Here is a 26,123-nt window from a genome sequence, read left to right as displayed (position 1 = left end):
GATAGCCAAATTATATGGCAAAAAACCGCTCAAATAGAGCGATTATCTATCATATTTTTCCATTTTTTGTAGCCAAAAATGGCAATTATAACGTATAAAGCGTATAGTCCGGCCTTGAAAGGAATGTCTTTGTAGAAATATAGAAAGCATGTTACAATGTCGACTATAATCCAAATGAACCACTGTTCCAAGTATTTATGTGCTAAGGCCCAGATACCTACGATGCTGAGGGCGGTAGTGAAACTGTCGGCCAGTGGAACGTTGCTATTGGTGTATGATACCAGTAGCCAGTAAATGGTGCCCCAGATGGCAAGAATAAGGGCCAGCCAGGGGATGATAAGCTTGCGAGGAAAATGGGTGATAGGGAGCGCTTTCTTCTCAGCCGAACCGTGTACCCATTTCAAGTACCCATACACGGTCATTGAAAGATAATAGAACTCCATGCCGCAATCGGCATAGAGTCCTTTCTGGTAGTATAGCACAATGCCTAAGGCCTGCATCAGAAATCCTACTAACCAAAGCCAGACACTGGCACGATACTCGAACAGGATATAGAGTAGTCCGAGTATCGTGGTAGTGATGTCGAGCCAGTGTGCTGATATAAATTCTGCCATTAGAATCGGAGTGTTACGTTACCCATCATTGTAAAGCCTGCCATAGGAATGAATCCAATCTGATAGTAGCGGTTCTCGTTGGGGTGACCGTATTCTTCAACGATGCTTGAATATACCCAACCGTTAGCTGCATAACGGCGATTGAAGATATTGTTGAAGTTCAGGCCGAAGATGCACTCCTTGATGGCCTTGTTGGGCTTCCAGGTGTAGCTGATGTTAGCGTCAGAGGCAGAATAGCAAGGCAGCGAACGATCGGCATTCTCTGTGTTATCCAGATACTGACGACTGACGAAGTTGGTGTGCCATACAGCCTGGAAACCATTCCAATGCAGGTTTACAAAACCATTCAGGATGGTTGAGGGTGAGAAGGCGAGTGTAGAGTTGTCGTAGTGGATAGTGCGGAAGTCGTCTTCCCAGTTTACGCTGGCCACCTCATCGAAATCTTTAATCTTATTCTTGCTGAGTGCGGCATTACCCTCAATAGTGAGCCATGAGAAAGGATCAACAGCGGCCTGGATTTCGATACCCATGCGGTATGAATCCTTAATGTTTGTGGTCACCTTTTCGCCTATTTCTGTCTCCTGACCTGTCTGGACAAACTGGTTGTTGTAATCCATATAGTATCCGTTGATACCAAAGCGGAAAATGTCGCTATTGAAGGTGTAGCCCAACTCGTAGTCTAAAAGTCTCTCAGCCTTGGGGTAAGGGTAATTGAAGTTGTCTGTAAAGTTATTACGCTCAGGCTCGCGATGACTCAAGGCAACAGAACCATATACGCGATGATTGTTAAGATTCCATGAGAAACCAGCCTTTGGGTTCAGGAAATGGTAGCTCTCGTCGATGTTCAGCATCTGATTGTAGTATCCGCTGTTTTCTGCGTAGAACTTATCGTTCTTACCATTAGTTTCATACTGAACATAGCGATACTGCAGGTCGCCGAAGATATCCCACTGTTCGTTGATGTGGTAAGCTGCCTTTACAAAGGTGCTACCATCAAACTTTGTGGCATCTGAATCGTAGTATTTGTAGTCGCCATTAGACATGTACTTCTTTCGTACATCATCGTTGGCAATATAGGTAACATAACCAAAGTGATTGCCGTCGAACTCCTGAAGCGACATGCCGCCGATAACATCCCATGCATCGTTCTTGTAGTTGGCATTCCAGATAAAGCCGTAGGTGTTCTGTGACAGACCTTTTTTGCGTACAAAGTCGCTCTTCTTAACACCATCGTAGGTCATGCCAAACTTTTTCAGCTTATAGTTATAGCGGAATTCGTTGTAATAGCCGTAGCCGTGGGTGTAGTGCAGCGAACCTGTGATGCTCCAGTTGTCGTTGATATCGTAGGCGGCTGAAAGGATGTTGTGATTCTGCCAGAAGTTATCTGTGGTTTTGTCCCAAAAACTGCCATTGTTCATCTGATAGCGGGCTGTGGGATAATTGCCATTGGCATCTTTATCGTAGCTGGTCAGGTATTCATAGAGTGAGTTATACTTGCCAAGTCCTGCGTTCCACATGTCCTTATAAGTCTTGATACCAGAGTTGATACCATAGGTGCCATCCATTAGGCTCATATCGTTGTCGCCTGCTGTTACGCCGTTCCAAGCCTGACCGGTTTTTTCAAAGTTTCCAATGTTCTTGTAACGAATCTGGAAGTTGCTTCCTATCCAAGTCAGTCCGCCATAGTAAGAACCGCTGCGGCCGCTGGTTCCGTGGATAAATCCATCAGTGTTTGTCTCGTGGTAAGCACCATCGAAAATCAGATGATTCCAAAGCAGACCTGTTGAGAACTTTCCACCTACATTAAAGGTGTTGAATGAACCATACGAAGCAGAAACCTCTCCCCCAGCCTTCTGGCTTGGAGTGGCTGATGCCAGAGCGATTGTTCCACCAAAAGCGCCATCGCCATTGGTTGATGTTCCAATGCCTCGCTGAATCTGAACAGAGCCCAATAGCGAGCCGTATGAGTTCATGTTGGCCCAGAAAACACACTGATCCTCAGGTGAATTCAAGGGAACGCCGTCCAGTGTTACGTTGATACGCGAATCGCCTGCACCGCGAATGCGCATATAAGTTGTACCTGTGCCCAGTCCGTTCTCGCTCCAGGCCAGTACACCTGGGGTCTGCGAAAAGAGGAAAGGCAGCTCCTTACCAGTCTTTGAGAATGCATTGAGTTCCTGTTTCTTGATGTTTGCTACTGCAAATGGTGCATTTTTCTGTGTCCTGACACCTTTTACTACAATTTCGTTCAGCGCTTCTACCTGTGTAGAATCGTAGAGGGCTGCTTTGCGCTGAGCATTTACGCTAACTGCACACACTAATGCAGCAATTCCTAAAAATAATCTTTTCATACTGTAAAAGTATCACTAAATTAATAATGTTAAGGGGAAAATGTTTGTTGATATGGCCTACTATCCATCCCTACGCTGGCATAATCCAGATCAGGTTAGAGGGTGTCATCTCAGCCCACACGCGTGGGCACCCCTTGATAATTGGCTGCAAAGGTAATGATTTTTTCTAGAATAGCCATACTTTTATGGTGGAAATTTGTTTTTGGGCTGTCTGCGACGAATAGTTTGAGGAAAGAAAACTGCCAGTTCCCTACCTGGAAACTGGCAGTTTCTGCCTTTGGAACCAATAGTTCCCCTGCTGGGAACCTAACGAAGTCCCATTCTTGCCTCTACGACATTAACTACATAGTCGCCCAGCTTCTCACACTCGTTAATCAGGTCCATATAAATGGTACCTACGGCGTAAGTGTACTCACGGTTGTTAACATCGTTGATGTTCTGTGACTTCAGCTGGTCGCGGAAGTTATTGATTTCGTGCTCGATATTGAAAGTACGGTTCACATCGAATGACTCCTTACGGCCCATCATCAATCGGTTCATCTGCGAGAGCGACTGATCGGTGAGTTCCATCATCTGATGGATGTGGTCGTACTGCTTCTCGTTGAAGTGATCCTGCTTGCCATTGTACTTTCTGGAAATGGTGCGAGCCATATTGAAGCAGGCGTCGCCGATACTCTCTAACTCGCTGATTTCTCGTAACATAGCACGTATTTTAGCCTTTGAGTCGTCTGACAGGTGAGCATCACTCACGGAGTTCAGATAGTTGGCAATCTCAATCTCCATGTTATCGCTGATGCCTTCGTATTTCTCAATGCGGGTGTAGAGCTTGTTAAACTCAGAGTCGCGATTATCCTTCTTATTGCTTGAGCTTGACGAGAGCGTGAGCAGTTCGCGAACCATATTGAACATACGCTGCATACGATCGGAGAACGACTGGATTTCTTTCTGTGCCTCGAGTACCGAAAGCTCAGGGGTCTTCATGAAGCCGGCTGTAATAAAGTGCAAGCGGAAGTCTTCTTCCTCGTCAACCTTCTTTGGCTTGATAACCCAGCATACAAAGCGCTCAATCTGTGGGATAAACCAAATAAGAATAAAGGTGTTGGCCACATTAAAGCAGGTGTGGAAAGCTGCCAGCACAAAGCTCAGTTTAGCGGCATTGGCCAGGAATACGCTTGTGGCAACGGCATCTTTAGTCATGTTTACATCGTAGCCCACCATGCCGCAAACGGCATCGATGAACGGACGGAACACAAACAGAATCCAAACCACACCGAATACGTTGAAGAACATATGGGCGAGGGCGGCTCTACGGGCTTGAGTGTTGGCCGATAGGGCAGCGAGGTTTGAAGTAATGGTGGTTCCGATATTCTCACCCATAACCAATGCAATACCCTGATAGATAGGTAGAGCGCCGCTCGAACAGAGTATCATGGTGATAGCCATGACGGCTGCTGATGACTGCACGCAGAAAGTGAGCACACCGCCTAAGAACAGGAATATGAGGGTGGTGAAGAACGAATCGGGATCGAACGACGCAAAGAAGTCGAGTAGGGCCTGGTTCTCACCCAGGTGCATCTCTGTGCCTGTCATTCTCAGAGTACCCAGTCCCATCAGCAGGAACGAGAGTCCAAACAGGAAATCGCCAATATATCGGTACTTCTTCAGGTATATCAGAATGATACCCAGGAAGAATGCCGGATAAACGGCGCTGGTAATATCGAACGACATACCTGCCGACATAATCCAAGCGGTGAGGGTGGTTCCGATGTTAGCGCCCATGATGACTGAGATGGCTTGGGCTAAGGTGAGCAAGCCTGCGTTAACAAACGAAACAGTCATCACAGTGGTGGCTGTTGATGACTGTACTGAGGCTGTAACAAGCATACCAGTAAGCATGCCAGTAAAGCGATTGGTTGTCATCGCTCCTAACACATGGCGTAACTGTGGTCCCGCCATCTTCTGCAATGCTTCACTCATCGACTTCATACCGAACATCAACAGCGCAAGCGAACCCAGAAGTTTAAAAATAATCCAGATTGACATAAAAAACGTATCTATATTTAGTAAACCGGGGACAAAGTTAAAAAAAAACTCTGAAATGTCGGTTAAAAATTCAGAAAAATGTTATCTTTGCAGGGTATTTTTACTTGAACAATAAATATTGCTTATGGAAAAAGAGGTAAAAGTCTACGTACTAAATAACAACAAAACGGTAGAAGTTCCAGTAGGCTCTACTGTTGAAGAGGTTTACGAATTGTCTGGTTTGCAGATAGAGCACGGACCCATTTCTGTTCATGTGAACAATAAGGTGGAGGGTATGCACTACCGCATATATAAGCAGAAGCAGGTAGAGTTTCTGGATATTACTTCTTCGAGTGGCTCACGCGCTTATACCCGTAGTTTGTTCTTTGTGCTCTGCAAGGCTGCTCACGAGCTTTTTAAGCCTTGTAAGGTTTCTATCGATATCCCTGTCAGCAACGGCTATTACGTGAATCTGAACATAGGTCGCCCTGTTACGCTCGATGATGCTGGTGCCATCCGTCGTCGTATGCAGGAGATTATCGATGCGGCAATGCCTATCCATCGTTACGAAACAACCACCCAGGAGGCCATAGAGCTTTTCGATAGTCTGCATAACCGCTCGAAGGTGAAGTTGCTGAAGAGTACTGGAAGATTGTTTACAACCTATTATGACATAGATGGTTACGTGGATTACTACTATGGCTCTCTGCTTACGAATACCAAACAAATTTACCTGTTTGGCGTGGAGAAATACTTCGATGGGTTGCTTTTAAGACTGCCTTCACGCGAGCATCCTAACGAGTTGGGTGAGATGACGCATCAGGACAAGATGTTTGGTATCTTCAAGGAGCATCATCAGTGGCAGGATATTCTGGGTCTGCGCACGATTGGCGATCTGAACGAGACCATTATGAACGGCCATTCGTCGGAGCTAATCCAGATTAGCGAAGCATTGCAGGAGAAGAAGATTGCTAAGATTGCTGATGAAATAGCTCAGCGTAAGGGTATCAAACTGGTGTTGATTGCCGGCCCTTCATCGTCAGGTAAGACTACTACCTGCAAGCGTCTCAGCGTTCAGCTGGCTGTGAATGGTATCCATCCTGTAGGCATCTCGCTGGATGATTATTTCTTGGATCGCGAGAAAACACCAAGAGATGAGAAGGGTGATTACGATTTTGAACATCTGCATGCCTTGAATCTGCCTTTGCTGAATGAGCAACTTGCAGCTCTGTTCAGGGGTGAGGAGGTAGAACTGCCTCGCTATAATTTCCAGAAAGGCTGCAGCGAGTGGAGTGGAAAGAAACTACAGCTGAAGGGTAATGAGGTGCTGGTAGTAGAGGGAATTCACGCTTTGAATCCGGAGTTGACTTCGGAGATTCCAAACGAACAGATTTTCCGTGTTTATGCTTCGGCGCTGACTACGATCCTGCTCGATAACCATAACTATATTCCAACGACAGATAACCGCTTGTTGCGTAGAATTATTCGTGACTTCAAGTATCGTGGCGTGAATGCTCAGGAGACTATTCGTCGTTGGCCAAGCGTAAGGGCAGGGGAGAACAAGTGGATATTTCCATTCCAGGAGAATGCCGATGCCATGTTTAATACCGCTATGCTGTTCGAGTTGGCTGTTATTAAGAGTCAGGCGGAGCCGCTGTTAGAGCAGGTTCCAGAAAATTCGAAGGAATATGCAGAGGCTTATCGCCTGCTGAAATTCCTTCGATATATCCGTCCCATTCCTGAGACTCAGATTCCACCCACATCGCTGCTGCGCGAGTTCCTTGGCGGATCGTCGTTCAATTACTGATTAGTGGGCTTCGAGCCAGTTCTGGCCAAAGCCGGAATCAGCCACTAAAGGCACACTTAAGTTCAGGGCATTCTGCATCTCTTCGAGCACGATGCCCTCTACTTTTTCTTTCTCCTCTGGGTAGACAGAGAAGTTTAATTCGTCGTGTACCTGCAGAATCATCTTTGAGCGTATGCCTTCGGCCTTAAATCGATTGAAAATGCGAATCATGGCCACCTTAATAATATCAGCGGCTGTGCCCTGGATAGGAGCGTTGATGGCATTTCGCTCAGCAAATCCGCGAACGGTTGCGTTATGCGAGTTGATATCTGGCAGATAGCGGCGACGACCGAATAGGGTAGTGACGTAACCCTTCTCGCGAGCCACTTCTTTGGATTTTTCCATATAATCGTGCACCTGCGGGAAGGTTGCGAAGTAGCCGTCAATCAGCATTTTGGCCTCGTCGCGAGGGATATCCAAACGCTCTGCCAGACCAAATACGGTGATGCCGTAGATGATGCCGAAGTTGGCGCGTTTCGATTTGGTGCGCTCGTCGCGCGTCACCTCTTCGATGGGCTTCTTGTAGATGTTGGCAGCTGTTGCAGCGTGCAAATCCTTACCTTCGCTGAACACTTTTATCATCTCTGCATCCTGCGAAAGATGCGCCATCACTCGTAGCTCAATCTGACTGTAGTCTGCTGAAAAGAACAGACATCCAGGCTCGGGTATAAACGCCTTGCGGATCTCCTTGCCATCCTCGCCTCGGATAGGGATATTTTGCAGGTTTGGGTCGCTGCTTGACAGGCGACCTGTGGCTGTGATGGTTTGGTTGAACGAGGTGTGGATATGGCCTGTCTTGGGGTTGATCAGCTTGGGAAGCGCATCGATATAGGTGCCGATAAGCTTCTTTAAACCTCTGTGTTCCAGTATGTCAGCTACTATCTCGTGCTTATTCTTAAGCTGTTGTAGCACCTCTTCAGAGGTGACATATTGGCCTGTCTTGGTCTTCTTCGCTTTCTCTACTATCTTGAGCTTATCGAAGAGTATCTCGCCAACCTGCTTGGGTGAGGCAATATTGAACTGCTCGCCTGCCAACTCGTAGATGCGTGCCTCTATTTCGTTCATGCGGTTGGTGAATTGTTTTGACGTTTCTGCAAGGGATGCCGTATCCAGGCAAACACCGTTCATCTCCATCTCAGCCAGTACGGGCATCAGTGGCATTTCTATTTGATAGAACAGGTCTTCGCACTCTGCTTTTTTCAACTCTGGTTCGAGTTTGTTCTTCAGGCGGAGCGTGATGTCTGCATCTTCGGCAGCATACTCATAGACCTGTGAGGGTGGGAGCGCGCGCATAGATTTCTGATTCTTACCTTTGGGGCCGATGAGCTCATCGATGTGGATGGTTTGATAGTTGAGATAAATCTCAGCCATGTAGTCCATGTTATGGTGCAGCTCGGGTTGGATGAGGTAGTGGGCAATCATGGTGTCCCACATCTGACCTGCGAGATGGATGTCGTAGTTGCGAAGCACCTCGAGGTCGTACTTCAAATTCTGACCGACTTTTAGAATTTCGGGGTTCTCATAGACTGGTTTAAAGATATTAACAATTTGCAACGCTTCTTCACGATTAGCTGGAACGGGTACGTAAAAGGCCTCGAATTCCTTCACGGCGAAGCTCAAACCAACCAATTCTGCATCGATGGCGTTGGTTGAAGTGGTCTCCGTGTCTAGACTGAGAATTTTGTTTGTCAAGAAATAGTCACAAAGTTTCTTCAAATCTCCCTGATTTTCAACGAGTTTGTAATTGTGAGGCGTGGTTTTTACCGTCTCAAAACTTGTGTTTTCGTGCACAGCTTGCCCGTCGGCCGCAAATTCTGCAAAGAGATCGAGTTGCTGATTTACGACTTTTTGCGGTTTTTGGCTTTTTTTAAGAACTCTGTCGGCAAAGCTCTTCATCTCCAGTTCTGTGAGCAGTTTACCTAATTCGTCCTCGTTTGGTTCCACGAGTTTCAGATTTTCCATATCGAGCTCGATGGGCACATCAGTCTTGATGGTTGCCAGGAAGTAACTCATCTTGATGTCCTCAACATGCTGCTCAACTTTTTCGCGAAGTTTACCTTTGATTTCTGAGGAGCGCGCCAATAGCTGTTCAATACTTCCGAATTCATCGATCAGTTTGGCGGCTGTCTTTTCTCCCACGCCAGGGCAGCCTGGGAAGTTGTCGGCCGAGTCGCCCATCAAGGCCAGCAAGTCAATGACGGCCATGGGGGAGGGGATATTGTATTTCTCGCATACCTCCTTGGGGCCCAATGTTTCATAGCCACCTCCGTGTCGGGGACGATAGATGAAAACATTGTCGCGAACCAACTGTCCGTAGTCCTTATCGGGTGTGAGCATATAGGTTTCTACACCGATGGAACCTGCTTTTCCTGCTATGGTTCCGATGACGTCATCAGCCTCGAAGCCATCCACTTGCAGGATGGGAATGCGATATGCTTTCAGCAAATCTTTGATAATAGGAACGGCTTTGCGGATATCCTCGGGTGTCTCTTCACGCTGGGCTTTATAAGCAGGAAATGCCTCGCTGCGGAACGTTGGCCCATGAGGGTCGAAGGCCACGCCGATGTGGGTGGGTTTCTCTTTGGTGAGCACCTCGTTGAGAGTGTTCAGAAAGCCCATTATGGCGCTTGTGTTCAGGCCTTTCGAGTTGATTCTGGGATTTTTGATGAACGCATAATAGCTGCGATAAATGAGCGCATAAGCGTCTAAAAGGAACAATTTCTGCATAACTTTCTTAATTTTCGCCTCAAAAGTACCAAAATATTTTCGAATTTCAACATTATTTCTTATTTTTGTGCCAAAATTTTAGCTTATTATGGATTATTTGTCGACTATAAGGAAACCCATTGATGCTGAAATGAACAACTTTGTGGAGCTGTTCAAACAGTGTCTGTCGCAGGGCGATGGGATGTTGGAATCAGTACTTTCGCATATTCGTCAGCGAGGAGGAAAGCGTATGCGCCCCATGCTGATTCTGCTGACTGCCAAGAACTATGGTGGGGTAGAGGAGGTTACACAGAATGCAGCTCTCGGACTTGAGTTGCTACATACCGCCAGTTTGGTGCATGACGATGTGGTAGATGAGAGTTCTGAACGTCGTGGCCAGCCATCGGTGAATGCCTCTTATAATAATAAGGTGGCTGTTCTGGTGGGCGATTATATTCTTTCTACCGCTCTTCTTCGTGTAGCTCTGTCGAATAATCATGAAATCGTACAAGAGTTGGCGGAACTTGGTCGCACCTTAGCTGCTGGTGAAATCCTACAGCTCTCGAATATTTCTAATCAGGAAATTTCGGAAGATGTTTATTATCAGGTGATTGACAAGAAGACTGCCGTGCTTTTCGAGGCGTGCTGTAAGTTGGGTGCTATTTCTGTTGGTGCCTCGCGCGAGCAGATAGAAAAGGCTGCAAAATTCGGACATAACATAGGCATGATTTTCCAGATTCGTGATGATATTTTCGATTATTTCGATTCGAAGGAAATAGGTAAGCCTACTGGTAACGATATGCTAGAAGGTAAGCTGACGCTGCCTATCATTTATTCGCTTATGCATTATGATTCGCCTGCCATGATGACCCTCGCCAAGAAGGTAAAAGCTGGTACCATCAATGCTGATGAAATAGCCGTTTTGATTGAGTTTGCCAAGCAGAACGGGGGTATTGCTTATGCAGAAAAGAAGATGGCTGACTTTGCGAAGGAGGCACAGTTGTTTATCGATGAGTGTGTGATTGCTGAGCTGAAAGAGGCCTTTACGGCTTATCTGGAATACGTGGCACAGCGAAATAGTTAGTCTGATTTTGCATCAGTACATATATAAAAGGACTCCAGTACTTGCATTGAAGTACCGGAGTCCTCTCGTTAAAGTACTGGAGTACAGTAGTTAAAGGACTACAGTCCTCTTACGGGAGGACTGAGCCTATCTCAGTTAGAAGAATTTCACTTCTTCGCCGATAACCTCGCTCAGCAGCAGGTTTGCCAGGCGCGATGTGCCCATGCGGAACATCTGGTTGGTGAGCCATTTTTCGCCCAGAACCTCTTTTACAATGGTGTAGTATATCAGTGCGTCCATCACGCTGTTAAGGCCTCCAGCGGGCTTAAAACCAATCATAATGCCTGTTTCGTCGTAGTACTCCTTGATAGCCTGACACATAACGTAGGCAGCCTCGGGAGTAGCAGCGGGTTCCAGCTTGCCTGTTGAGGTCTTTATATAATCGGCGCCAGCGTACATGGCGAGGATCGAAGCGGTCTTGATGTTCTGTGCAGTCTTCAGGCAACCAGTCTCCAGAATCACCTTCAGTTTGGCATCGCCGCAAGCCTCTTTGATCTGCTGAATCTCATCGATACAGGTCTCATAATCGCCTGAGAGGAAGGCACCTACTGAGAGTACCATATCTATCTCTGTAGCACCATCTTTTACGGCCAGGCCTGTCTCGATGGTCTTCACCTCGATAAGCGCCTGTGAAGAGGGAAATGAGCCTGATACGCAAGCTACTTCTACGCCCTCGATTTCAAGTGTCTCAGAGACGACCTTTGCAAAGCGTGGATAGACGCAGATGGTGGCTACGTGGGGTAGGTGAGGGTATTGCTCCTCGAACTGGTTTACGCGCTCTGTAAAGGCCAGTACGCTTTCGTCGCTATCGGTGGTTTTCAGGGTGGTGAGTTCCACGCTACCCATCAGGAATTTCTTTACCTCCAGGGTATCGTTCTCGGCTACTTTCTCGGCAATGATTGTCTTCACTGCTTCCTTCACTTCCTCGTCGGTAATGTCGAGGTTGTACTTACTCAGAGCCTCTTCCATGCGGCTCTTCTGAGGCATCTCAAAGTGGTGGTGATGCTCATGCTCGTGCTTGTGTTCTGCCATAATTGCTTGTTGTTATATTGTTAAAACTGTTATGCTTTTAATTTCTCGTTTTGGATGTGGCGAAGCGAGTCGCGCTGGGTCTTTTTCTCGATGGATTTCTGCAGTTCTTCTGTCAGATTTACGCCTGTCTGATTAGCCAGGCAGAGTAGTACCCAGAGGATATCGGCCATCTCTTCGCCAAGGTTGTCTTTCTCGCCAGGCTTAAAGCTCTGATCGCCGTACTTGCGGGCCATCACACGGGCCAGTTCGCCTACTTCTTCAGTTAGAACTGCCATATTCGTTAGTTCCGAAAAGTAGCGTACGCCATACTCCTTTATCCAGCGGTCAACCGCCTCTTGTGCTTCTTTTATTGTCATTTTATGATGTATTGAATCTTTTCTAATAGTAACAACATCGGTAAACAAGCGAGATAGATTATTATAGCAATCCATCCCTCTAGTCCTTGAAGTTTTCTAGTTTCATATCCTCCATAAACTATTAAAGCTGTTATGAATGGTATAGCAATGATCGTTAGATGAAATAAGGTTAAAATATAGGTCACTAGTAGGCATCCCGAGATGAATAGAATAAATCTTTTCATTCGTTCGCTGGCAATATCCGACCATTCTTCCTTTATTTCTTTTGTAAGCCACTTCAATGCTCTCATTTGTGAAATATCATTTGGGTGATTAGTATGAAAATGCAAATCAGTAGTATCACGATATACTGCTTGTTATCGCGCTCGTATTCCTTCCAATTGAAGGCTTTGTATATTACTACAAATATGAATAATAACACGCCAACAGCGCATGGCCACATACCCACCTGATTGCCTTTTATCCAAGCCAGCACTACACCGATAATGCAGAGAATGGCGCTTGAGAGTTGAATTTCTCTGAGATATTTTTTCATTAGAGATACATTATTGATATGAAGACAATGACTGCTATAAATATGATGAGCCCAATGTTTTCGCCTAAGTTTTTCTTGAAATGCGCGAATTGGTAGATAATCTTGGGTATAGTTAGTATGAATCCTGTAAGCAGGATATACGATAGGGTAGTGCTCTGGTTTGAACTATGGATTGTGCCATACCTCACAAAGCATGTTATGAAGTAGATTGCATAGAGAATTAGTCCGATGTTATTGAGTTTTTCTACTATTGTATTCTTATCCATTTTATTCTTTGTTTTTTGTGTCCATACATATGGTTACGGGACCATCGTTCAGCAGTTCTACTTTCATATCGGCGCCGAATTCGCCTGTGGCTACCTGCTTGCCGATGGCCTCTGACAGCTGTGCGCAGAAGGCCTGGTAGAGTGGGATAGAGTGCTCGTGAGAGCCTGCACGGAACCATGAGGGACGATTGCCCTTTTTGTAGCTTGCGTACAGTGTGAACTGGCTGACTACCAGGCAGTTGCCGTCAATATCGAGTATTGAGCGGTTCATCACATCGTTCTCATCGCCAAACACGCGCAGATTGGCTATTTTCTTTACTAACCAATCCACATCTTCCATTGAGTCTTCATCGCAAATTCCCAACAGAATCAGGTATCCCTGGTCTATCTTGCCATGAATACTTCCCTCGATGGTAACGCTGGCGTGGGTAACGCGTTGTATAACTGCTCTCATTATTTAATTTGTTATTTTGCCGCAAAGATACGACATTTAGCTGAATTATGCAAATTAATTATGATTTGTTTTCGATGCTAGCGTTGCAATGTTGCCGTTGCAACGTTGCATGAGGGAGTATATTAGTTATTTTATAGTATTTCTATTTATCATAATCCGGTAATATATATCGGATATCCTTTCTTTGTTGGGTAGGATAGTCCTTATTGCAACGTTGCAACGGCAACGCTGCAACGTTTTGCAAGTGTTATGTTTAGCTGTGGCAAATGCCGTATTTAGTGCTAACAAATATTCCCACGTAGGGAAAATTTTGTTCCCTCACTGGGAAAATATATTTCGGTCACTTGCCGGCTTTTTGTTGGAAGTGCTCAAATACTATTTTGGCTTTCGCATGACCTATTATATCTGATAGGGTAGATAGTTCTGCCTCGCGTATCTTTTTAACCGTTTTGAGGGCATTTAGAAGCTCGTCACGCGTTTTTGGACCTATGCCCTTGATATCATCCAGCTCGGAGTGTAAAGCGCGCTTAGAACGCTTGTCTCGATGGAAAGTGATAGCAAAGCGATGCACCTCGTCCTGTATCTGCGTGAGCACATGGAATAGTTCTGATTCTACTTTCAGTGCAATCTTCATGGGTGGGAATCCATATAGCAGTTCGTTGGTGCGGTGACGATCATCTTTAGCCAGTCCGGCGATGGGAATGTCCAGGTTCAGTTCGTCTTGTATCACCTCGCGAATAACCTCCATTTGTCCCTTGCCACCATCGGCAATAATCAGGTCGGGTAGGGGCTGTTCTTCTTCTATCAATCGCGAATAACGGCGATGCACTACCTCCTTCATCGATGCATAGTCGTCAGGCCCTACTACGGTCTTGATGTTATATCGCTTATAATCGCTTTTTGAGGGTTTCATTTTCTTAAAAACGATACAGGCTGCTACGGCATCAGTGCCTGATATGTTTGAGTTGTCGAAGCATTCAATCTGGTAGGGTAGTGAAGGTAGGTGAAGCTTGTCCTGAAGCTCTTTCATCAGTCGTGTTTGTTTCTGTTCAGGATTCAGTTTCTCGGCCTGCTTAAGGCGGTCGAATTTGTATTCCTTGCAGTTCATAATCGACAGGTCGAGTAGCGTCTTTTTATCGCCTAATTTTGGTACAGTAAACTTAACGCCTTCGAGTTCTACATCCACCTCTTTTTGCACGATGATCTCCTTCGAATCGCTCTTGAATCTTTCTCTGATTTCTACGATACCTAACTGCAGTAGTTCTTCGTCAGTTTCGTTCAGCTTCTTTTTGTATTCGATAGTAAAACTCTGGTTAATGCTGCCGTTTGATACATGAATGTAGTTGATAAAAGCCATTTTTTCGTCGGATGTGATAGAGAAAACGTCCACCTTATCGATGGTTTGGCTTACTACCTGACTCTTACTTACAAAACCGTCGAGGGCTAAGTATTTGCGTTTAACCTCTTCAGCTTCTTCGAATCTGAGTTCTTCGGATAGTTTCAGCATCTCGTCCTTGAGATCTCTCAGAACTTCGCGCGTATTTCCCTTTAATATTTCGCGGGCTTGTGCTATATTCTTCTGGTAGTCCTCGTAGCTCTGTTTGCCTACGCACGGACCCTGGCATTTTTTGATATGGTAGTCTAAGCAGACACGGTATTTGCCGCTCTCAACGCCCTCTTTTGTAATAGGTTGGCGGCAGGTTCGGGGCTGATATAACTCTTTGATCAGATTCAGAACGTCGTACATGGCACTTACTTTGGCATAAGGCCCATAATACGATCCCCATTTCTTGTTGATAGTGCGTGTCTTGAAGATACGAGGGAAGAATTCGTTGGTGATACAGATAGAAGGGTAGGTTTTTCCGTCCTTCAGCAGCACGTTGTATCGGGGATTGTATTTTTTGATGAGCGAATTCTCTAAGAGTAGGGCGTCTTCTTCGGTATTAACAACGGTATAGCTGATATCGAAGATTTTGCTGACAAGCACTTTTGTCTTAAAGCGATCTACTTCAGTATGGAAATAACTCGAAACTCTGTTTTTTAAACTTTTTGCTTTTCCTACGTAGATGATAGTATGCTCCTCGTCATAGAACTGATAGCTGCCAGGTTTGTCTGGCAACCTACGTACGATACCCTTTAGATATTCAAGTCGTTTTTCGTTTTCTTCCTTCGTCATCTGTTATACGCGTTTTGTTTTGTGTACATTTTTAATTTATCAGTCCCGCGAACCCTTAGTGTTTAAAGGTGTTTCGCGGGACTGTGTTTCACGTGGAACAATTGTTAGATGGTGAGTAACGTTGTCAGGTCTATGCCTTCAAACTCGTCTCTACCATGTAGTCCCTCGTCTGTAATCTCTATAATAAAATTGATGAATACCTTCTTGGGGTGGAAGTGCTGGACAAGTTTATAAGCAGCCTTGGCAGTTCCGCCTGTTGCCAACAAATCGTCGTGGATGAGAACGACGTCATCGGGTTCGATAGAATCGATATGCATCTCGATGGTGTCAACACCATACTCTTTCGTGAACGATTCTTTAATAACTGTAGCAGGCAGCTTTCCTGGTTTTCTTGCCATCACAAAGCCGCAACCTAATCGGGCTGCCAGTGCTGCACCAAGGATGAAACCGCGACTTTCGATACCAACAATCTTGGTGATACCTTTGTCTTTGTAGAGTTCTACCAATTCGTCCATCATGATTTTCATGCACTCTGCATTTTTGTAGAGCGTAGTCACATCCCTGAAGTTAATGCCCTTCTTGGGGAAATCTGGTATGCAACGCAGATTGTCAATCAATGTTTTGTTGTTCATAATCAGTAAGTTGTGCTTATTTGTTCAAATTAATTGTTTCACGTGGAACATTATCTTCCCATCAGGACCAGAAGGACGTTGATGTCGCTGGGGCTAACGCCTGGTATGCGACTGGCCTGCGCCAATGTGTCTGGCTGAATCTTCTGTAGCTTTTGACGGCATTCTGTCGATAAACCTTGTAATTCTTCGTAATTAAACTTGCCTTTAATTCGGATATTCTCTAATCGATGCATCTTATCGGCAACCAATCGCTCGCGATCGATATAGCCTTTATATTTCATTCTGATTTCTGCGGCTTCTGTAATCTCCTCCTGACGATTAGATGGGTGGTTTAATACCTCTTTAAGCGATGGAATAACTTCCGAGAGATTTTTTAGATTTAGTTGTGGCCGGTTTACCAAATCAATTAGTTTGCAGCCAAACTGGAGTGGGGTAGTGCCAAGTGCTTCAAGTGCAGAATTAATCAGGCGAGGTTTGATAGCGAAATTCTTGCAGAAACTTTCGATTTCTTCGATGGCCTGTTTCTTTTCCATCCACCAGTCGTAGCGCTCCTTCTTGGCAATTCCAAGTTGATAAGCCTTCTCGGTGAGTCGGGCATCAGCATCATCCTGTCGTAGCAGAATACGATACTCTGCTCTTGAGGTGAACATGCGGTAAGGCTCGTCGACGCCTTTCGTTACCAAATCGTCGATTAATACACCAATATAGGCTTCGTCGCGGTGTAGAATGAATTGTCTGTTGGCAGAGTCAGTATCGCTACCAGCACAGCCGGCTTTGAGAGCAGCATTGATGCCTGCAAGGGTTCCCTGGCCGCCAGCTTCTTCGTAGCCGGTAGTTCCGTTCACTTGTCCTGCCATAAACAGACCATCGACAATCTTCGATTCTAACGAATGGTTTAGTTGGGTAGGATCGAAGAAGTCATATTCGATGGCGTAGCCTGGACGATATACTTTGACGTCTCTGAAGGCGGGTATCTTCTTCAGTGCCTCTATCTGTACATCCATCGGCAGCGACGACGAAAAACCATTCAGATACATCTCGTTGGTATCCTCGCCTTCTGGCTCCAGGAATAATGGGTGCTTATCGCGGTCGGGGAAGGTAACAAGCTTTGTCTCGATCGAAGGACAATAACGCGGTCCTATCGATTGAATCTGACCGTTGTATAGCGGTGAATCCGCTAATCCGCTCTTCAGAATCTCATGTACTTCGGCGTTGGTATTAACTGTCCAGCATGGTAATTGCTTCAGCGCTCCACCTTTATTCATATAGCTGAACTGATAGGGGCGTGCTTCGCCTGGCTGTTCCTCAAGCTCTCCGAAGTGTACAGAGCGTTTGTCGATACGAACGGGCGTACCAGTTTTCATGCGTGCAGCAACAACACCGTGCTGAGTAATGCTTTCTGTGAAATGGGGTACAGCAGGTTCTGCAATACGACCTCCTGCCACCATTTTCCGGCCGATGTGCATCAAGCCATTCAAGAATGTACCAGCGGTAACAACAATCGATTGGGCATAAATCTCAGTACCCCAGATGGTTCTAACGCCTATGGCACGTACTGAGGCGCTGTGGGAGCCTGGAATGGGCTCTGTTATCAACTCGTCGGCTTGGTCCTGCCATACGTCCAGATTTTCCGTTTCATCGATACGTTTTCGCCATTCCCAGATAAACTTGCCTCTATCGCATTGCGCGCGAGGACTCCAAACGGCAGGGCCTTTACCTACGTTTAACATGCGGAACTGGATAGAAGTGGCATCTGTTACCAATCCCATCTGACCTCCTAATGCGTCTATCTCTCTGACTATCTGGCCTTTAGCGATTCCGCCTATAGCTGGATTGCACGACATTTGTGCAATCTTGTTCATATCCATCGTCACCAAGCAAGTCTTTGCGCCCATGTTGGCCGAGGCGCAAGCTGCCTCGCAACCAGCATGACCGCCACCAATGACGATGACATCATACTTTAATATCACTTTACTGTCTCCTTTCCTGCTTCCTTCCATGCTGTAATACCGCCCTCAAGGTTGAATACCATATACCCTTCGGCAGCCAGTTTTCCTGCAGCCATAGCGCTGCGATGGCCTGTGCGGCAATATACCATAACTGTCTTCTCCTTTGGTAGCAGTTCCTTTGCTTTCTTCATGAAAGTAAGGCTGTCTTTTACATCAATATTGATGGCTCCTTTCAGGTGACTCTCCTTGTATTCTGCTGGTGTGCGGACGTCAACCAGCACACAATCGTCACCGCTGTTTTCGAGAGTGTGATGAAATCCATCTACTTCGATTGTCATAAACTGATCGTTACTGCCACTCTGTGCTCTGCTTACCGTAACTGCGGCTGCGAGCAGCATCATTAAAAACAGTTTCTTCATATTTTTCCTTTTTTTATTATTACGGTTGCAAAGATACGAATTTTTTTGTATTTTTGCACCGATTATTAATAAAAAAGTGATATGACTCCCAAAGAACTTAGAAACGAACGGCTGGCAGAGCGTCTGATAAAGAATCTGAATCGTCGCCATATGGAGGCTTTCTATTGTCCTACAGCCATTGAAGCAGTAGGCAAAGTATCTGAGCTGATTGCCGATGGAAGCAGTGTTACCTGGGGTGGTTCGATGACTATTCGTGACATGGGCATCCCTCAGGCATTGAAGAGTCGTGGAACCCTCGATGTGTTGGATCGCGATGAGGCGGCCGACTTTGAGGCGGCTGCGAGGATTTACGAGCGTGCCTTCACGGCTGATTTCTATCTCTCAAGTGCCAATGCTATCAGTGAGGATGGTGTTATTGTGAATATCGATGGCAATGGAAACCGTGTGGCAGCTATCACATGGGGCCCAAAGAAGGTGATTTTTATTATAGGTCTGAATAAAGTGACGCAAACGGTCGAGGCTGCTTTGGCACGTGCTCGTTCAACTGCGGCGCCCATTAATGCAGCCCGATTTGATGTTAAGACACCTTGTCAGGTAGATGGCGTTTGTCATAATTGTAACTCGCCTGAGAGCATTTGCAATTATGTGCATTTCCTGAGGAATTCACCACGTGGCAGGCATGTGGTGGTGCTGGTTGGTGAGGATTTCGGATTTTAGATACACATGAGGAAGAGCCTGTTGGTATTGCTGCTTTTTTGCTGGGTGGCTGGATGGGCAGCAGAAAAGAACCTGAAGCCACGATTGGTGGTATGTACAGACATTGCTCCGGCAGATGTGGAACCTGACGATATGGAATCGATGGTTAGGTTGATGTCCTATGCCGATCTTTTTGAAATCGAGGCGTTGATAACCTCGGTGGGATGGAACTGTGATCCTTATCCCAAGGAGTGGGCTCAATACCTGCAACGCGTCATCGATGCCTATAGTAAGGATGTGCCAAAGTTGATGAAACGTTCTAATCAGAAGGCGTTCTTGTCTATTGAAAAGGAAGAAAAGCGTCAATCCATCGGCTATTGGCCCAGTGCCGACTATCTGAGAAACCGTGCTGTAATGGGTAGCGAACGAGGGGGTATCGGGGTGATTGGCGAGGGGAATGACTCACCAGGAAGCGAGCTCCTGATCCGCTTGGCAGATGAAGATGACCCACGCCCCATCTATGTAGCTGCCTGGGGTGGCGCTAACACGCTGGCTCAAGCCATCTGGCGAGTGAAACAAACTCGAAGTCGGGAAGACCTGAAGCGGTTCGTACGTAAGTTCCGCATCTATACCATTACCGACCAGGATATGCAGTATAGCATGAGGATGAATCGTGCTTATAGCTCCCATATGTGGCTCAGACAGGAATTCAAGGATGATCTGCAGTTTGTTTGGGACGAAGGCACTTGGCAGGAACAATGCGAACTTGGCAAGCGCAACTGGCAGTTGCACAAAGAGCATATTCAGCAGAAAGGCGCACTTGGTAGCGAATATCCTACGTACAAATGGGGTGTAGAAGGCGATACCCCAAGTTTCCTTTATGTTATGCCTCATGGACTATCTGATCCGGAAGACCCGCATCAGGCTGGTTGGGCTGGCTATCATGTGCGAGGTCTTTGTGCTGATTCGCTTACGATAGCCTGGACCAGTTGGCAAGAGCCTGTCCGTAGTATATCCGTTGATTATAAAAAACGTTTCTATCCCGATGAAATCAACGATTTTATGGCTCGTATGCAGTGGGCAGATAGAGGTCAAGGCAATCATAATCCACAAGTTGTAGTGAATCATAGCAAAGGCTCAACGCCAATTGTGATTCATGCGAAAGCTGGAGAAAAAGTACGGTTTGATGCCTCAAAGTCGAGTGACCCTGATGGGGATAGCCTTTCTTTCTTGTGGTGGCAGCAGTCTGAGATAGGCAAAACAAAAGTGACTATCGACCACGCTAAGCAGTCGATAGCCACGGTATGCATTCCTGAAGATGCGTTAGGCGATACTATTCATGTTATTTGTGAAGTGCACGACGATGGTCCCTTCCATCTTGTTGCCTATCGTCGGGTAATCATTACTGTTGATCGGCTGTGATCTCCTCTATTGTGTCGATAATCTTCTGGTATTGTTGCTGGGTTTTGGAATGCATGCTGAATCCGAGGAAAGTGCCAAGCGCCGCTCCACAGATGGTGCCAATCATCATATAGTGTGCAGCCTCTGAGTCCTGTTGGTATAACTCCCAGGTAAACCAAGCCAACCAGATGATAGCGGCGGGTATGCCAAAGTAGAGCCAATTGACATCGAACTTCTTGGCATTGGCCATCTTTTGACTTACTTCAACCAGATTGCTACTCATCATATGAGGATTTCTGACATTCAGCCAGTTGTACATTGTTGCGCCAAAGCATGTGAGCATCAGGATGCTGGTGCCAATCCAGAAGGTGAGTGGAAGAGCCATATTTGAGATAAACACCAGGTATGTATACGGAATCATCACTATACACAGAGCCATGACGAGGCGGTAACGGCGGCTGATCTTATCTGCAGTCCTGTTCATAGACTGACGGATGAAACGGTCGTTAACAATAGCCTGCTTTTCCAACTTGTTCTTTAGCGTGTTCATTTGTTTACGCATATTTTCTAATTCAAAGTTCTCGTTGTTCATAATGGGGTGCTTTTAATTGTTTGACATGTTTTTTAACTGCTCTCTGATTCTAAACAGGCGGACGCTGACATTCTTAGTGCTGATACCTACTATCTGTCCGATTTCCTCATAGCTGAGGTTTTCAAGCCATAGTAGGACAATGGCACGATCGAAGGGTTGCAACTTAGAAATACGTTTGTGGAGCATGTCTACCTGACGTGTGTCCTCGTCGCGATCTTCAAACAAGTTTATGTCCATGCTTAGTCGGGCTGTGGCCGTACGTCGCTTTTTCCTGTCTATGGATATGCAGGTATTTAAGGCGACGCGATAAATCCACGTCTTAATGTCGCTGCGATGCTCGAAACTTTCGAAGCCCTTCCACAGATTCACTAGTACTTCCTGGAAGAGGTCGTTTACCTCGTCTGCATCTTGCGAGAACATGTAACACACAGTGTAGATGGTGCTCTTGTGTTCAGCTACGGTTTTTGAAAATTGCTTTTCTAATGCATTCATTGTCGTTCTGTCTTGAATTTACACCCATTTGACGCAGCAAAGATACGAAAAACTACACGAAAAGAGCACAAATTACTAAAAATACGTATTTTTTCAAGAAAACACTTGCTCATCTCACAATTTTTAGCTATCTTTGTCCCCTAATCGTGTGAGCACGTACTAACAAGTAAGTATATAACATTCAATAATTCATTAAAACTCAACAACTTATGTGGTTATTCAATTCATCAATTGGTAGAAAAGTTGTAATGTCCGTTACGGGTATTGCGCTTATTCTGTTCCTGACCTTTCATGGTTGCATGAACATGGTAGCGCTATTCTCGGAAGAGGGTTACAACATGATTTGCGAATTCCTGGGTGCCAACTGGTATGCTGTTGTAGCAACCATGGGTCTGGCTGCCTTGGCAGTTCTTCACATTGTGTACGCATTCATCCTGACTGCGCAGAACCGTACCGCTCGCGGCGAGAGCCGCTACGAGGTAGCTACAGAGGTTAAGGCCGGCAAGGTAGAGTGGGCTTCAAAGAACATGCTCGTTCTGGGTCTCATCATCTGCGTTGGCTTGCTCATCCACCTGTGGAACTTCTGGTACAACATGATGTTTGCCGAGCTCGTAGGCGCTATGCCTGCCATCAGTCCTACAGATGGTTTCGGCTGGATTAAGGAAACATTCTCAAATCCTGTATTCGTAGTTATCTACATCGTATGGCTTGTAGCTATCTGGTTCCACCTCTCACACGGTTTCTGGAGTGCTATGCAGACTCTGGGTGTCAGCGGTAAGATCTGGCTCAAGCGCTGGATGTGCATTGGTAACATTTACGTTACTGTGCTCATGCTTATGTTCCTGGTAGTAGTTCTGGCTTTCGCATTTGGTTGCGCTCCTAGCCTTGGCTGCTGCTAATTTAATTTTTTAATCTTTTAATTTTTAAACTTTACGAAAGATTATGGCAAAAGTAATTGATTCTAAGATTCCCGCAGGACCAGTGCCTGAGAAATGGAAGGAATATAAGGCTCACCAGCGTTTGGTTAACCCAAAGAATAAGCTGAAGCTCGATGTTATCGTAGTAGGTACCGGTTTGGCTGGTGCTTCTGCAGCTGCTTCGCTTGGCGAGATGGGCTTCAATGTTATCAACCTGTGTATTCAGGATTCTCCACGTCGTGCTCACTCTATCGCAGCTCAGGGTGGTATCAACGCCGCTAAGTGCTACCAGAACGATGGTGACTCTATCTACCGTTTGTTCTATGATACAGTAAAGGGTGGCGACTATCGTGCCCGCGAAGCTAACGTTTATCGTTTGGCTGAGGTTTCAAATAATATTATCGACCAGTGCGTTGCTCAGGGCGTTCCTTTCGCTCGTGAGTACGGTGGTATGCTGGCTAACCGTTCGTTCGGTGGTGCTCAGGTAAGCCGTACATTCTACGCTAAGGGTCAGACCGGTCAGCAGCTGCTGCTTGGTGCTTACAGCTCACTGAGCTGCCAGGTTAACGCTGGTAAGGTTAAGCTCTATACTCGTTACGAGATGGAGGATGTAGTAATCGTTGATGGCCGCGCTCGTGGTATCATCGCTAAGAACCTGGTTACTGGTAAGCTGGAGCGTTTCTCAGCTAATGCTGTAGTTATCGCTACTGGTGGTTACGGTAACACTTACTTCCTCTCTACCAACGCTATGGGTTGTAACTGTACCGCTGCTGTTCAGTGCTATCGCAAGGGTGCTTACTTTGCAAATCCATCATACGTTCAGATTCACCCAACATGTATCCCCGTTCACGGCGACAAGCAGTCAAAGCTTACTCTGATGTCAGAGTCGCTGCGTAACGATGGTCGTATCTGGGTTCCAAAGAAGCTCGAGGATGCTAAGGCTCTTCAGGCAGGAACCAAGCAGGGTTGGGAGATTCCTGAGGAGGATCGCGACTACTATCTGGAGCGCCGTTATCCTGCATTCGGAAACCTCGTACCACGCGACGTTGCCAGCCGTGCAGCTAAGGAGCGTTGCGATAAGGGCTTTGGTGTTAACAACACTGGTCTGGCTGTGTTCCTCGATTTCTCTGAGTCAATCAACCGTTTGGGTATCGATATCATTATGCAGCGTTATGGTAACCTGTTCGAGATGTACGAGGAGATTACCGACGTATTCCCTGGCGATGTAGCTAACGAGATCAACGGCGTTAAGTACTACAAGCCAATGATGATTTATCCTGCTATCCACTACACCATGGGTGGTATCTGGGTTGACTACGAGCTGCAGACTTCTATTCCTGGTCTGTTCGCTATTGGTGAGTGTAACTTCTCTGACCACGGTGCTAACCGTCTGGGTGCTTCGGCTCTGATGCAGGGTCTGGCCGATGGTTACTTCGTTCTGCCTTACACTATCCAGAACTATCTGGCTGATCAGGCTGTATGGCCAAAGGTTTCTACCGATCTGCCTGAGTTCGAGGAGGCTGAGAAGAAGGTTGATGCCGAGCAGGATCGCCTGTTGAACATCAAGGGTAAGCGCTCTGTTGACTCTATCCACAAGGAGCTGGGTCACATCATGTGGGAGTATGTAGGTATGGGTCGCACCGCTGAGGGCCTGAAGGAAGGTCTGAAGAAGATGCACGAGCTTGAGAAGGAGTTCGACTCTAACCTGTTCGTTCCTGGCACCAAGGAGGGCTTGAACATCGAGCTCGACAAGGCTATCCACCTGCGCGACTTCTTCACCATGGGTCAGCTTGTAGCTTTCGACGCTCTCTCTCGTAACGAGTCTTGCGGTGGTCACTTCCGCGAGGAGTATCAGACCGAGGAAGGCGAGGCTAAGCGCGACGACGAGAACTACTTCTATGTAGGCTGCTGGGAGTACAAAGGCAAGGGCAACGAGCCTGAGCTCATTAAGGAGCCACTGGAGTACGAGGCAATCAAGGTACAGACACGTAACTATAAGAACTAAGTAAGGAATTGTAATTATGGCAAGAAATATTTCATTCACAATCAAGTTCTGGCGCCAGAACGGCCCCAAGGACCAGGGACATTTCGACACCCACGAGATGCACGATATTCCCGATGATACCTCGTTCCTCGAGATGCTCGATATCCTGAACGAGGAGCTCATCAACGAAGGCAAGGAGCCCTTCGTATTCGATCACGACTGCCGCGAGGGTATCTGCGGTATGTGCTCGCTCTATATCAACGGAACTCCTCACGGACTCACCGAGCGTGGTGCTACCACCTGTCAGCTCTACATGCGCCGTTTCAACGATGGCGACGTAATTACTGTAGAGCCTTGGCGCTCGGCTGCCTTCCCCGTAATTAAGGACTGTATGGTTGATCGTAACGCCTTCGATAAGATTATCCAGGCTGGCGGTTACACCACTATCCGTACTGGTCAGGCTCAGGATGCCAACGCTATCCTGATTCCTAAGGAGGATGCCGACGAGGCTATGGACTGCGCATCTTGCATTGGCTGTGGCGCTTGTGTAGCAGCTTGTAAGAATGGTTCTGCTATGCTGTTCGTATCATCTAAAGTTAGCCAGCTGGCACTGCTCCCACAGGGCCGTGTAGAGGCTGCCCGTCGTGTGAAGAACATGATTGCTAAGATGGACGAGCTTGGTTTCGGTAACTGTACTAACACCCGCGCCTGCGAGGCTGTTTGTCCTAAGAACGAGACCATTGCTAACATCGCTCGCCTGAACCGCGAGATGATCAAGGCAAAGCTTGCCGACTAAAATACTCTATTATTAGGTAGTGGGCGATTGTGAAATCCCCACTACCTCTTTTATATTATGGAATAAAACTATAGATATTATGAAAAAAAACGAGAAATTTGTAATCACTATCAATCGCGAGTTGGGTAGCGGCGGTCGTACCGTTGGGCGCATATTAGCTGAAAAGCTGGGCGTGCCATACTACGACAAGGTGCTTACCAAGGCTTTGGAAGAGAAATTCGCCATCACGCATACTGAGATAGAAAAGCTGAAAGGTAACAACCGAAGCTGGTGGGAAGAGATTAAGCGTGTGCTGGCTCTTGGCGAAGGAGCTGCCAACTCCGCTGAGTATTACGACGAGGAAAATAATCGCTATATAACCTCCGAGGCCGTGTTAAAGGCCGAAAGAGAGATCTTGCAAAACATTGCAAGCGAGGAGTCGTGTGTCATCGCTGGTCGTTCGGCTTTCTTCGCTATGAACGAGAATCCCAATCATCTCAGCATTCTCATCCAGGCCTCTATGGAGCATCGCGTGCAGCGTGTCATGGCTAAGCAGGGACTTAGCGAGAAGGAGGCCAAGAAGGCTATCGAGATGGTTGACGAGACGCGAGAGGAGTATATGCGAAACAACGCCCACACCTCGCGCTACGACACCCGTAACTACGATCTGGTTATCAGAATGGATGGCAAAACCGAGGAGGAGGCTGCCAATGTTATATTAACGTATATAGGCTGACGTGCCTCTAATGAGATAAGGTCGAGCTAACTGCTCAAGGATTACACCT

At 46.5% G+C, this 26,123-nt stretch carries 22 protein-coding genes and 1 riboswitch; of the genes, 8 read left to right on the top strand and 14 right to left on the bottom strand.

Translation table 11 applies throughout. From position 1 onward, the window contains the following. Positions 1 to 29: 29 nt before the first annotated feature. From pnuC to T495_RS0102405, 3 genes are all read right to left on the bottom strand, one after another. Positions 30 to 614, bottom strand: coding sequence for a nicotinamide riboside transporter PnuC (gene pnuC / locus T495_RS0102415; RefSeq protein ID WP_028902688.1), 585 nt, complete (start codon positions 612 to 614; stop codon positions 30 to 32). Continuing rightward, a complete protein-coding gene (locus tag T495_RS0102410; protein ID WP_033147445.1) occupies positions 614 to 2,965 on the bottom strand; it encodes a TonB-dependent receptor in 2,352 nt (783 codons plus the stop codon). Before T495_RS0102410 ends, pnuC begins: the two co-directional genes overlap by 1 nt. Positions 2,966 to 3,014: 49 nt before the next feature. Next, positions 3,015 to 3,110: riboswitch (TPP riboswitch) on the bottom strand. A 161-nt stretch (positions 3,111 to 3,271) separates the two neighbouring features. Continuing rightward, the gene (locus tag T495_RS0102405) at positions 3,272 to 5,008 is read right to left on the bottom strand and encodes a Na/Pi cotransporter family protein (RefSeq protein ID WP_033147444.1); all 1,737 of its coding nucleotides are present in this window, start codon (positions 5,006 to 5,008) and stop codon (positions 3,272 to 3,274) included. Between the two features lie 124 nt (positions 5,009 to 5,132). Between T495_RS0102405 and T495_RS0102400 the strand changes: the two genes are divergently transcribed. After that, on the top strand, positions 5,133 to 6,794 hold the full coding sequence (locus T495_RS0102400) for a nucleoside kinase (protein WP_028902692.1): 1,662 nt from the start codon (positions 5,133 to 5,135) through the stop codon (positions 6,792 to 6,794). Here the strand turns inward: T495_RS0102400 and polA are convergent, their stop codons facing one another. Further along, entirely contained in the window at positions 6,795 to 9,560 is a 2,766-nt protein-coding gene (polA, locus tag T495_RS0102395; RefSeq protein WP_033147443.1) for a DNA polymerase I, read from the bottom strand. It abuts the gene before it with no gap. An 88-nt stretch (positions 9,561 to 9,648) separates the two neighbouring features. Between polA and T495_RS0102390 the strand changes: the two genes are divergently transcribed. After that, positions 9,649 to 10,623, top strand: coding sequence for a polyprenyl synthetase family protein (locus T495_RS0102390; RefSeq protein ID WP_033147442.1), 975 nt, complete (start codon positions 9,649 to 9,651; stop codon positions 10,621 to 10,623). 135 nt (positions 10,624 to 10,758) lie between these two features. On the opposite strand, the gene deoC is transcribed toward T495_RS0102390, so the two are convergent. The 8 genes from deoC to T495_RS0102340 all read right to left on the bottom strand — a co-directional run bounded on the left by deoC (position 10,759) and on the right by T495_RS0102340 (position 18,481). Further along, entirely contained in the window at positions 10,759 to 11,694 is a 936-nt protein-coding gene (gene deoC / locus T495_RS0102385; protein ID WP_028902695.1) for a deoxyribose-phosphate aldolase, read from the bottom strand. Positions 11,695 to 11,723: 29 nt separating this feature from the next. Further along, on the bottom strand, positions 11,724 to 12,050 hold the full coding sequence (locus T495_RS0102380) for a nucleotide pyrophosphohydrolase (protein WP_033147441.1): 327 nt from the start codon (positions 12,048 to 12,050) through the stop codon (positions 11,724 to 11,726). Continuing rightward, complete coding sequence (locus tag T495_RS0102375) at positions 12,047 to 12,340, bottom strand: hypothetical protein (protein WP_028902697.1); 294 nt, start codon at positions 12,338 to 12,340, stop codon at positions 12,047 to 12,049. Before T495_RS0102375 ends, T495_RS0102380 begins: the two co-directional genes overlap by 4 nt. 512 nt (positions 12,341 to 12,852) lie before the next feature. Continuing rightward, a complete protein-coding gene (gene dtd, locus T495_RS0102360; protein ID WP_028902700.1) occupies positions 12,853 to 13,305 on the bottom strand; it encodes a D-aminoacyl-tRNA deacylase in 453 nt (150 codons plus the stop codon). A 340-nt stretch (positions 13,306 to 13,645) separates the two neighbouring features. Beyond that, positions 13,646 to 15,481: an excinuclease ABC subunit UvrC gene (gene uvrC, locus T495_RS0102355; protein ID WP_033147440.1), complete on the bottom strand. Its 1,836-nt coding sequence runs from the start codon at positions 15,479 to 15,481 to the stop codon at positions 13,646 to 13,648. Positions 15,482 to 15,585: 104 nt separating this feature from the next. After that, positions 15,586 to 16,113, bottom strand: coding sequence for an adenine phosphoribosyltransferase (locus T495_RS0102350; protein ID WP_028902702.1), 528 nt, complete (start codon positions 16,111 to 16,113; stop codon positions 15,586 to 15,588). Positions 16,114 to 16,163: 50 nt separating this feature from the next. Then, entirely contained in the window at positions 16,164 to 18,083 is a 1,920-nt protein-coding gene (mnmG, locus tag T495_RS0102345; protein WP_033147439.1) for a tRNA uridine-5-carboxymethylaminomethyl(34) synthesis enzyme MnmG, read from the bottom strand. Next, on the bottom strand, positions 18,080 to 18,481 hold the full coding sequence (locus T495_RS0102340) for a rhodanese-like domain-containing protein (protein ID WP_028902704.1): 402 nt from the start codon (positions 18,479 to 18,481) through the stop codon (positions 18,080 to 18,082). Before T495_RS0102340 ends, mnmG begins: the two co-directional genes overlap by 4 nt. An 81-nt stretch (positions 18,482 to 18,562) precedes the next feature. Here T495_RS0102340 and T495_RS0102335 point away from each other — a divergent pair, with 81 nt between their 5' ends. Both T495_RS0102335 and T495_RS0102330 read left to right on the top strand, forming a co-directional pair. Next, positions 18,563 to 19,198, top strand: a complete 636-nt coding sequence (locus T495_RS0102335; RefSeq protein WP_033147438.1) for a lactate utilization protein — start codon at positions 18,563 to 18,565, stop codon at positions 19,196 to 19,198. Between the two features lie 6 nt (positions 19,199 to 19,204). Continuing rightward, entirely contained in the window at positions 19,205 to 20,599 is a 1,395-nt protein-coding gene (locus tag T495_RS0102330; protein WP_033147437.1) for a nucleoside hydrolase-like domain-containing protein, read from the top strand. Here T495_RS0102330 and T495_RS0102325 read toward each other — a convergent pair. Both T495_RS0102325 and T495_RS0102320 read right to left on the bottom strand, forming a co-directional pair. Beyond that, entirely contained in the window at positions 20,580 to 21,140 is a 561-nt protein-coding gene (locus tag T495_RS0102325) for a hypothetical protein (protein ID WP_155993396.1), read from the bottom strand. The two genes, T495_RS0102330 and T495_RS0102325, sit on opposite strands and share 20 nt — an antisense overlap. Before the next feature lie 42 nt (positions 21,141 to 21,182). Further along, positions 21,183 to 21,662, bottom strand: a complete 480-nt coding sequence (locus T495_RS0102320; RefSeq protein ID WP_028902708.1) for an RNA polymerase sigma factor — start codon at positions 21,660 to 21,662, stop codon at positions 21,183 to 21,185. A gap of 209 nt (positions 21,663 to 21,871) precedes the next feature. Between T495_RS0102320 and T495_RS0102315 the strand changes: the two genes are divergently transcribed. The 4 genes from T495_RS0102315 to T495_RS0102300 all read left to right on the top strand — a co-directional run bounded on the left by T495_RS0102315 (position 21,872) and on the right by T495_RS0102300 (position 26,074). After that, positions 21,872 to 22,561: a fumarate reductase gene (locus tag T495_RS0102315; protein ID WP_033147435.1), complete on the top strand. Its 690-nt coding sequence runs from the start codon at positions 21,872 to 21,874 to the stop codon at positions 22,559 to 22,561. A gap of 43 nt (positions 22,562 to 22,604) precedes the next feature. Continuing rightward, entirely contained in the window at positions 22,605 to 24,584 is a 1,980-nt protein-coding gene (locus T495_RS0102310; RefSeq protein ID WP_028902710.1) for a fumarate reductase/succinate dehydrogenase flavoprotein subunit, read from the top strand. Positions 24,585 to 24,600: 16 nt separating this feature from the next. Beyond that, positions 24,601 to 25,359, top strand: a complete 759-nt coding sequence (locus T495_RS0102305) for a succinate dehydrogenase/fumarate reductase iron-sulfur subunit (protein WP_028902711.1) — start codon at positions 24,601 to 24,603, stop codon at positions 25,357 to 25,359. 79 nt (positions 25,360 to 25,438) lie between these two features. Further along, a complete protein-coding gene (locus T495_RS0102300) occupies positions 25,439 to 26,074 on the top strand; it encodes an AAA family ATPase (RefSeq protein WP_028902712.1) in 636 nt (211 codons plus the stop codon). Positions 26,075 to 26,123: the final 49 nt, after the last annotated feature.

The sequence above is a fragment of the Prevotella sp. P6B1 genome, from assembly GCF_000702825.1.
Classification (GTDB): domain Bacteria; phylum Bacteroidota; class Bacteroidia; order Bacteroidales; family Bacteroidaceae; genus Prevotella.
This window is presented reverse-complemented; position numbering and strand designations above follow the sequence as displayed.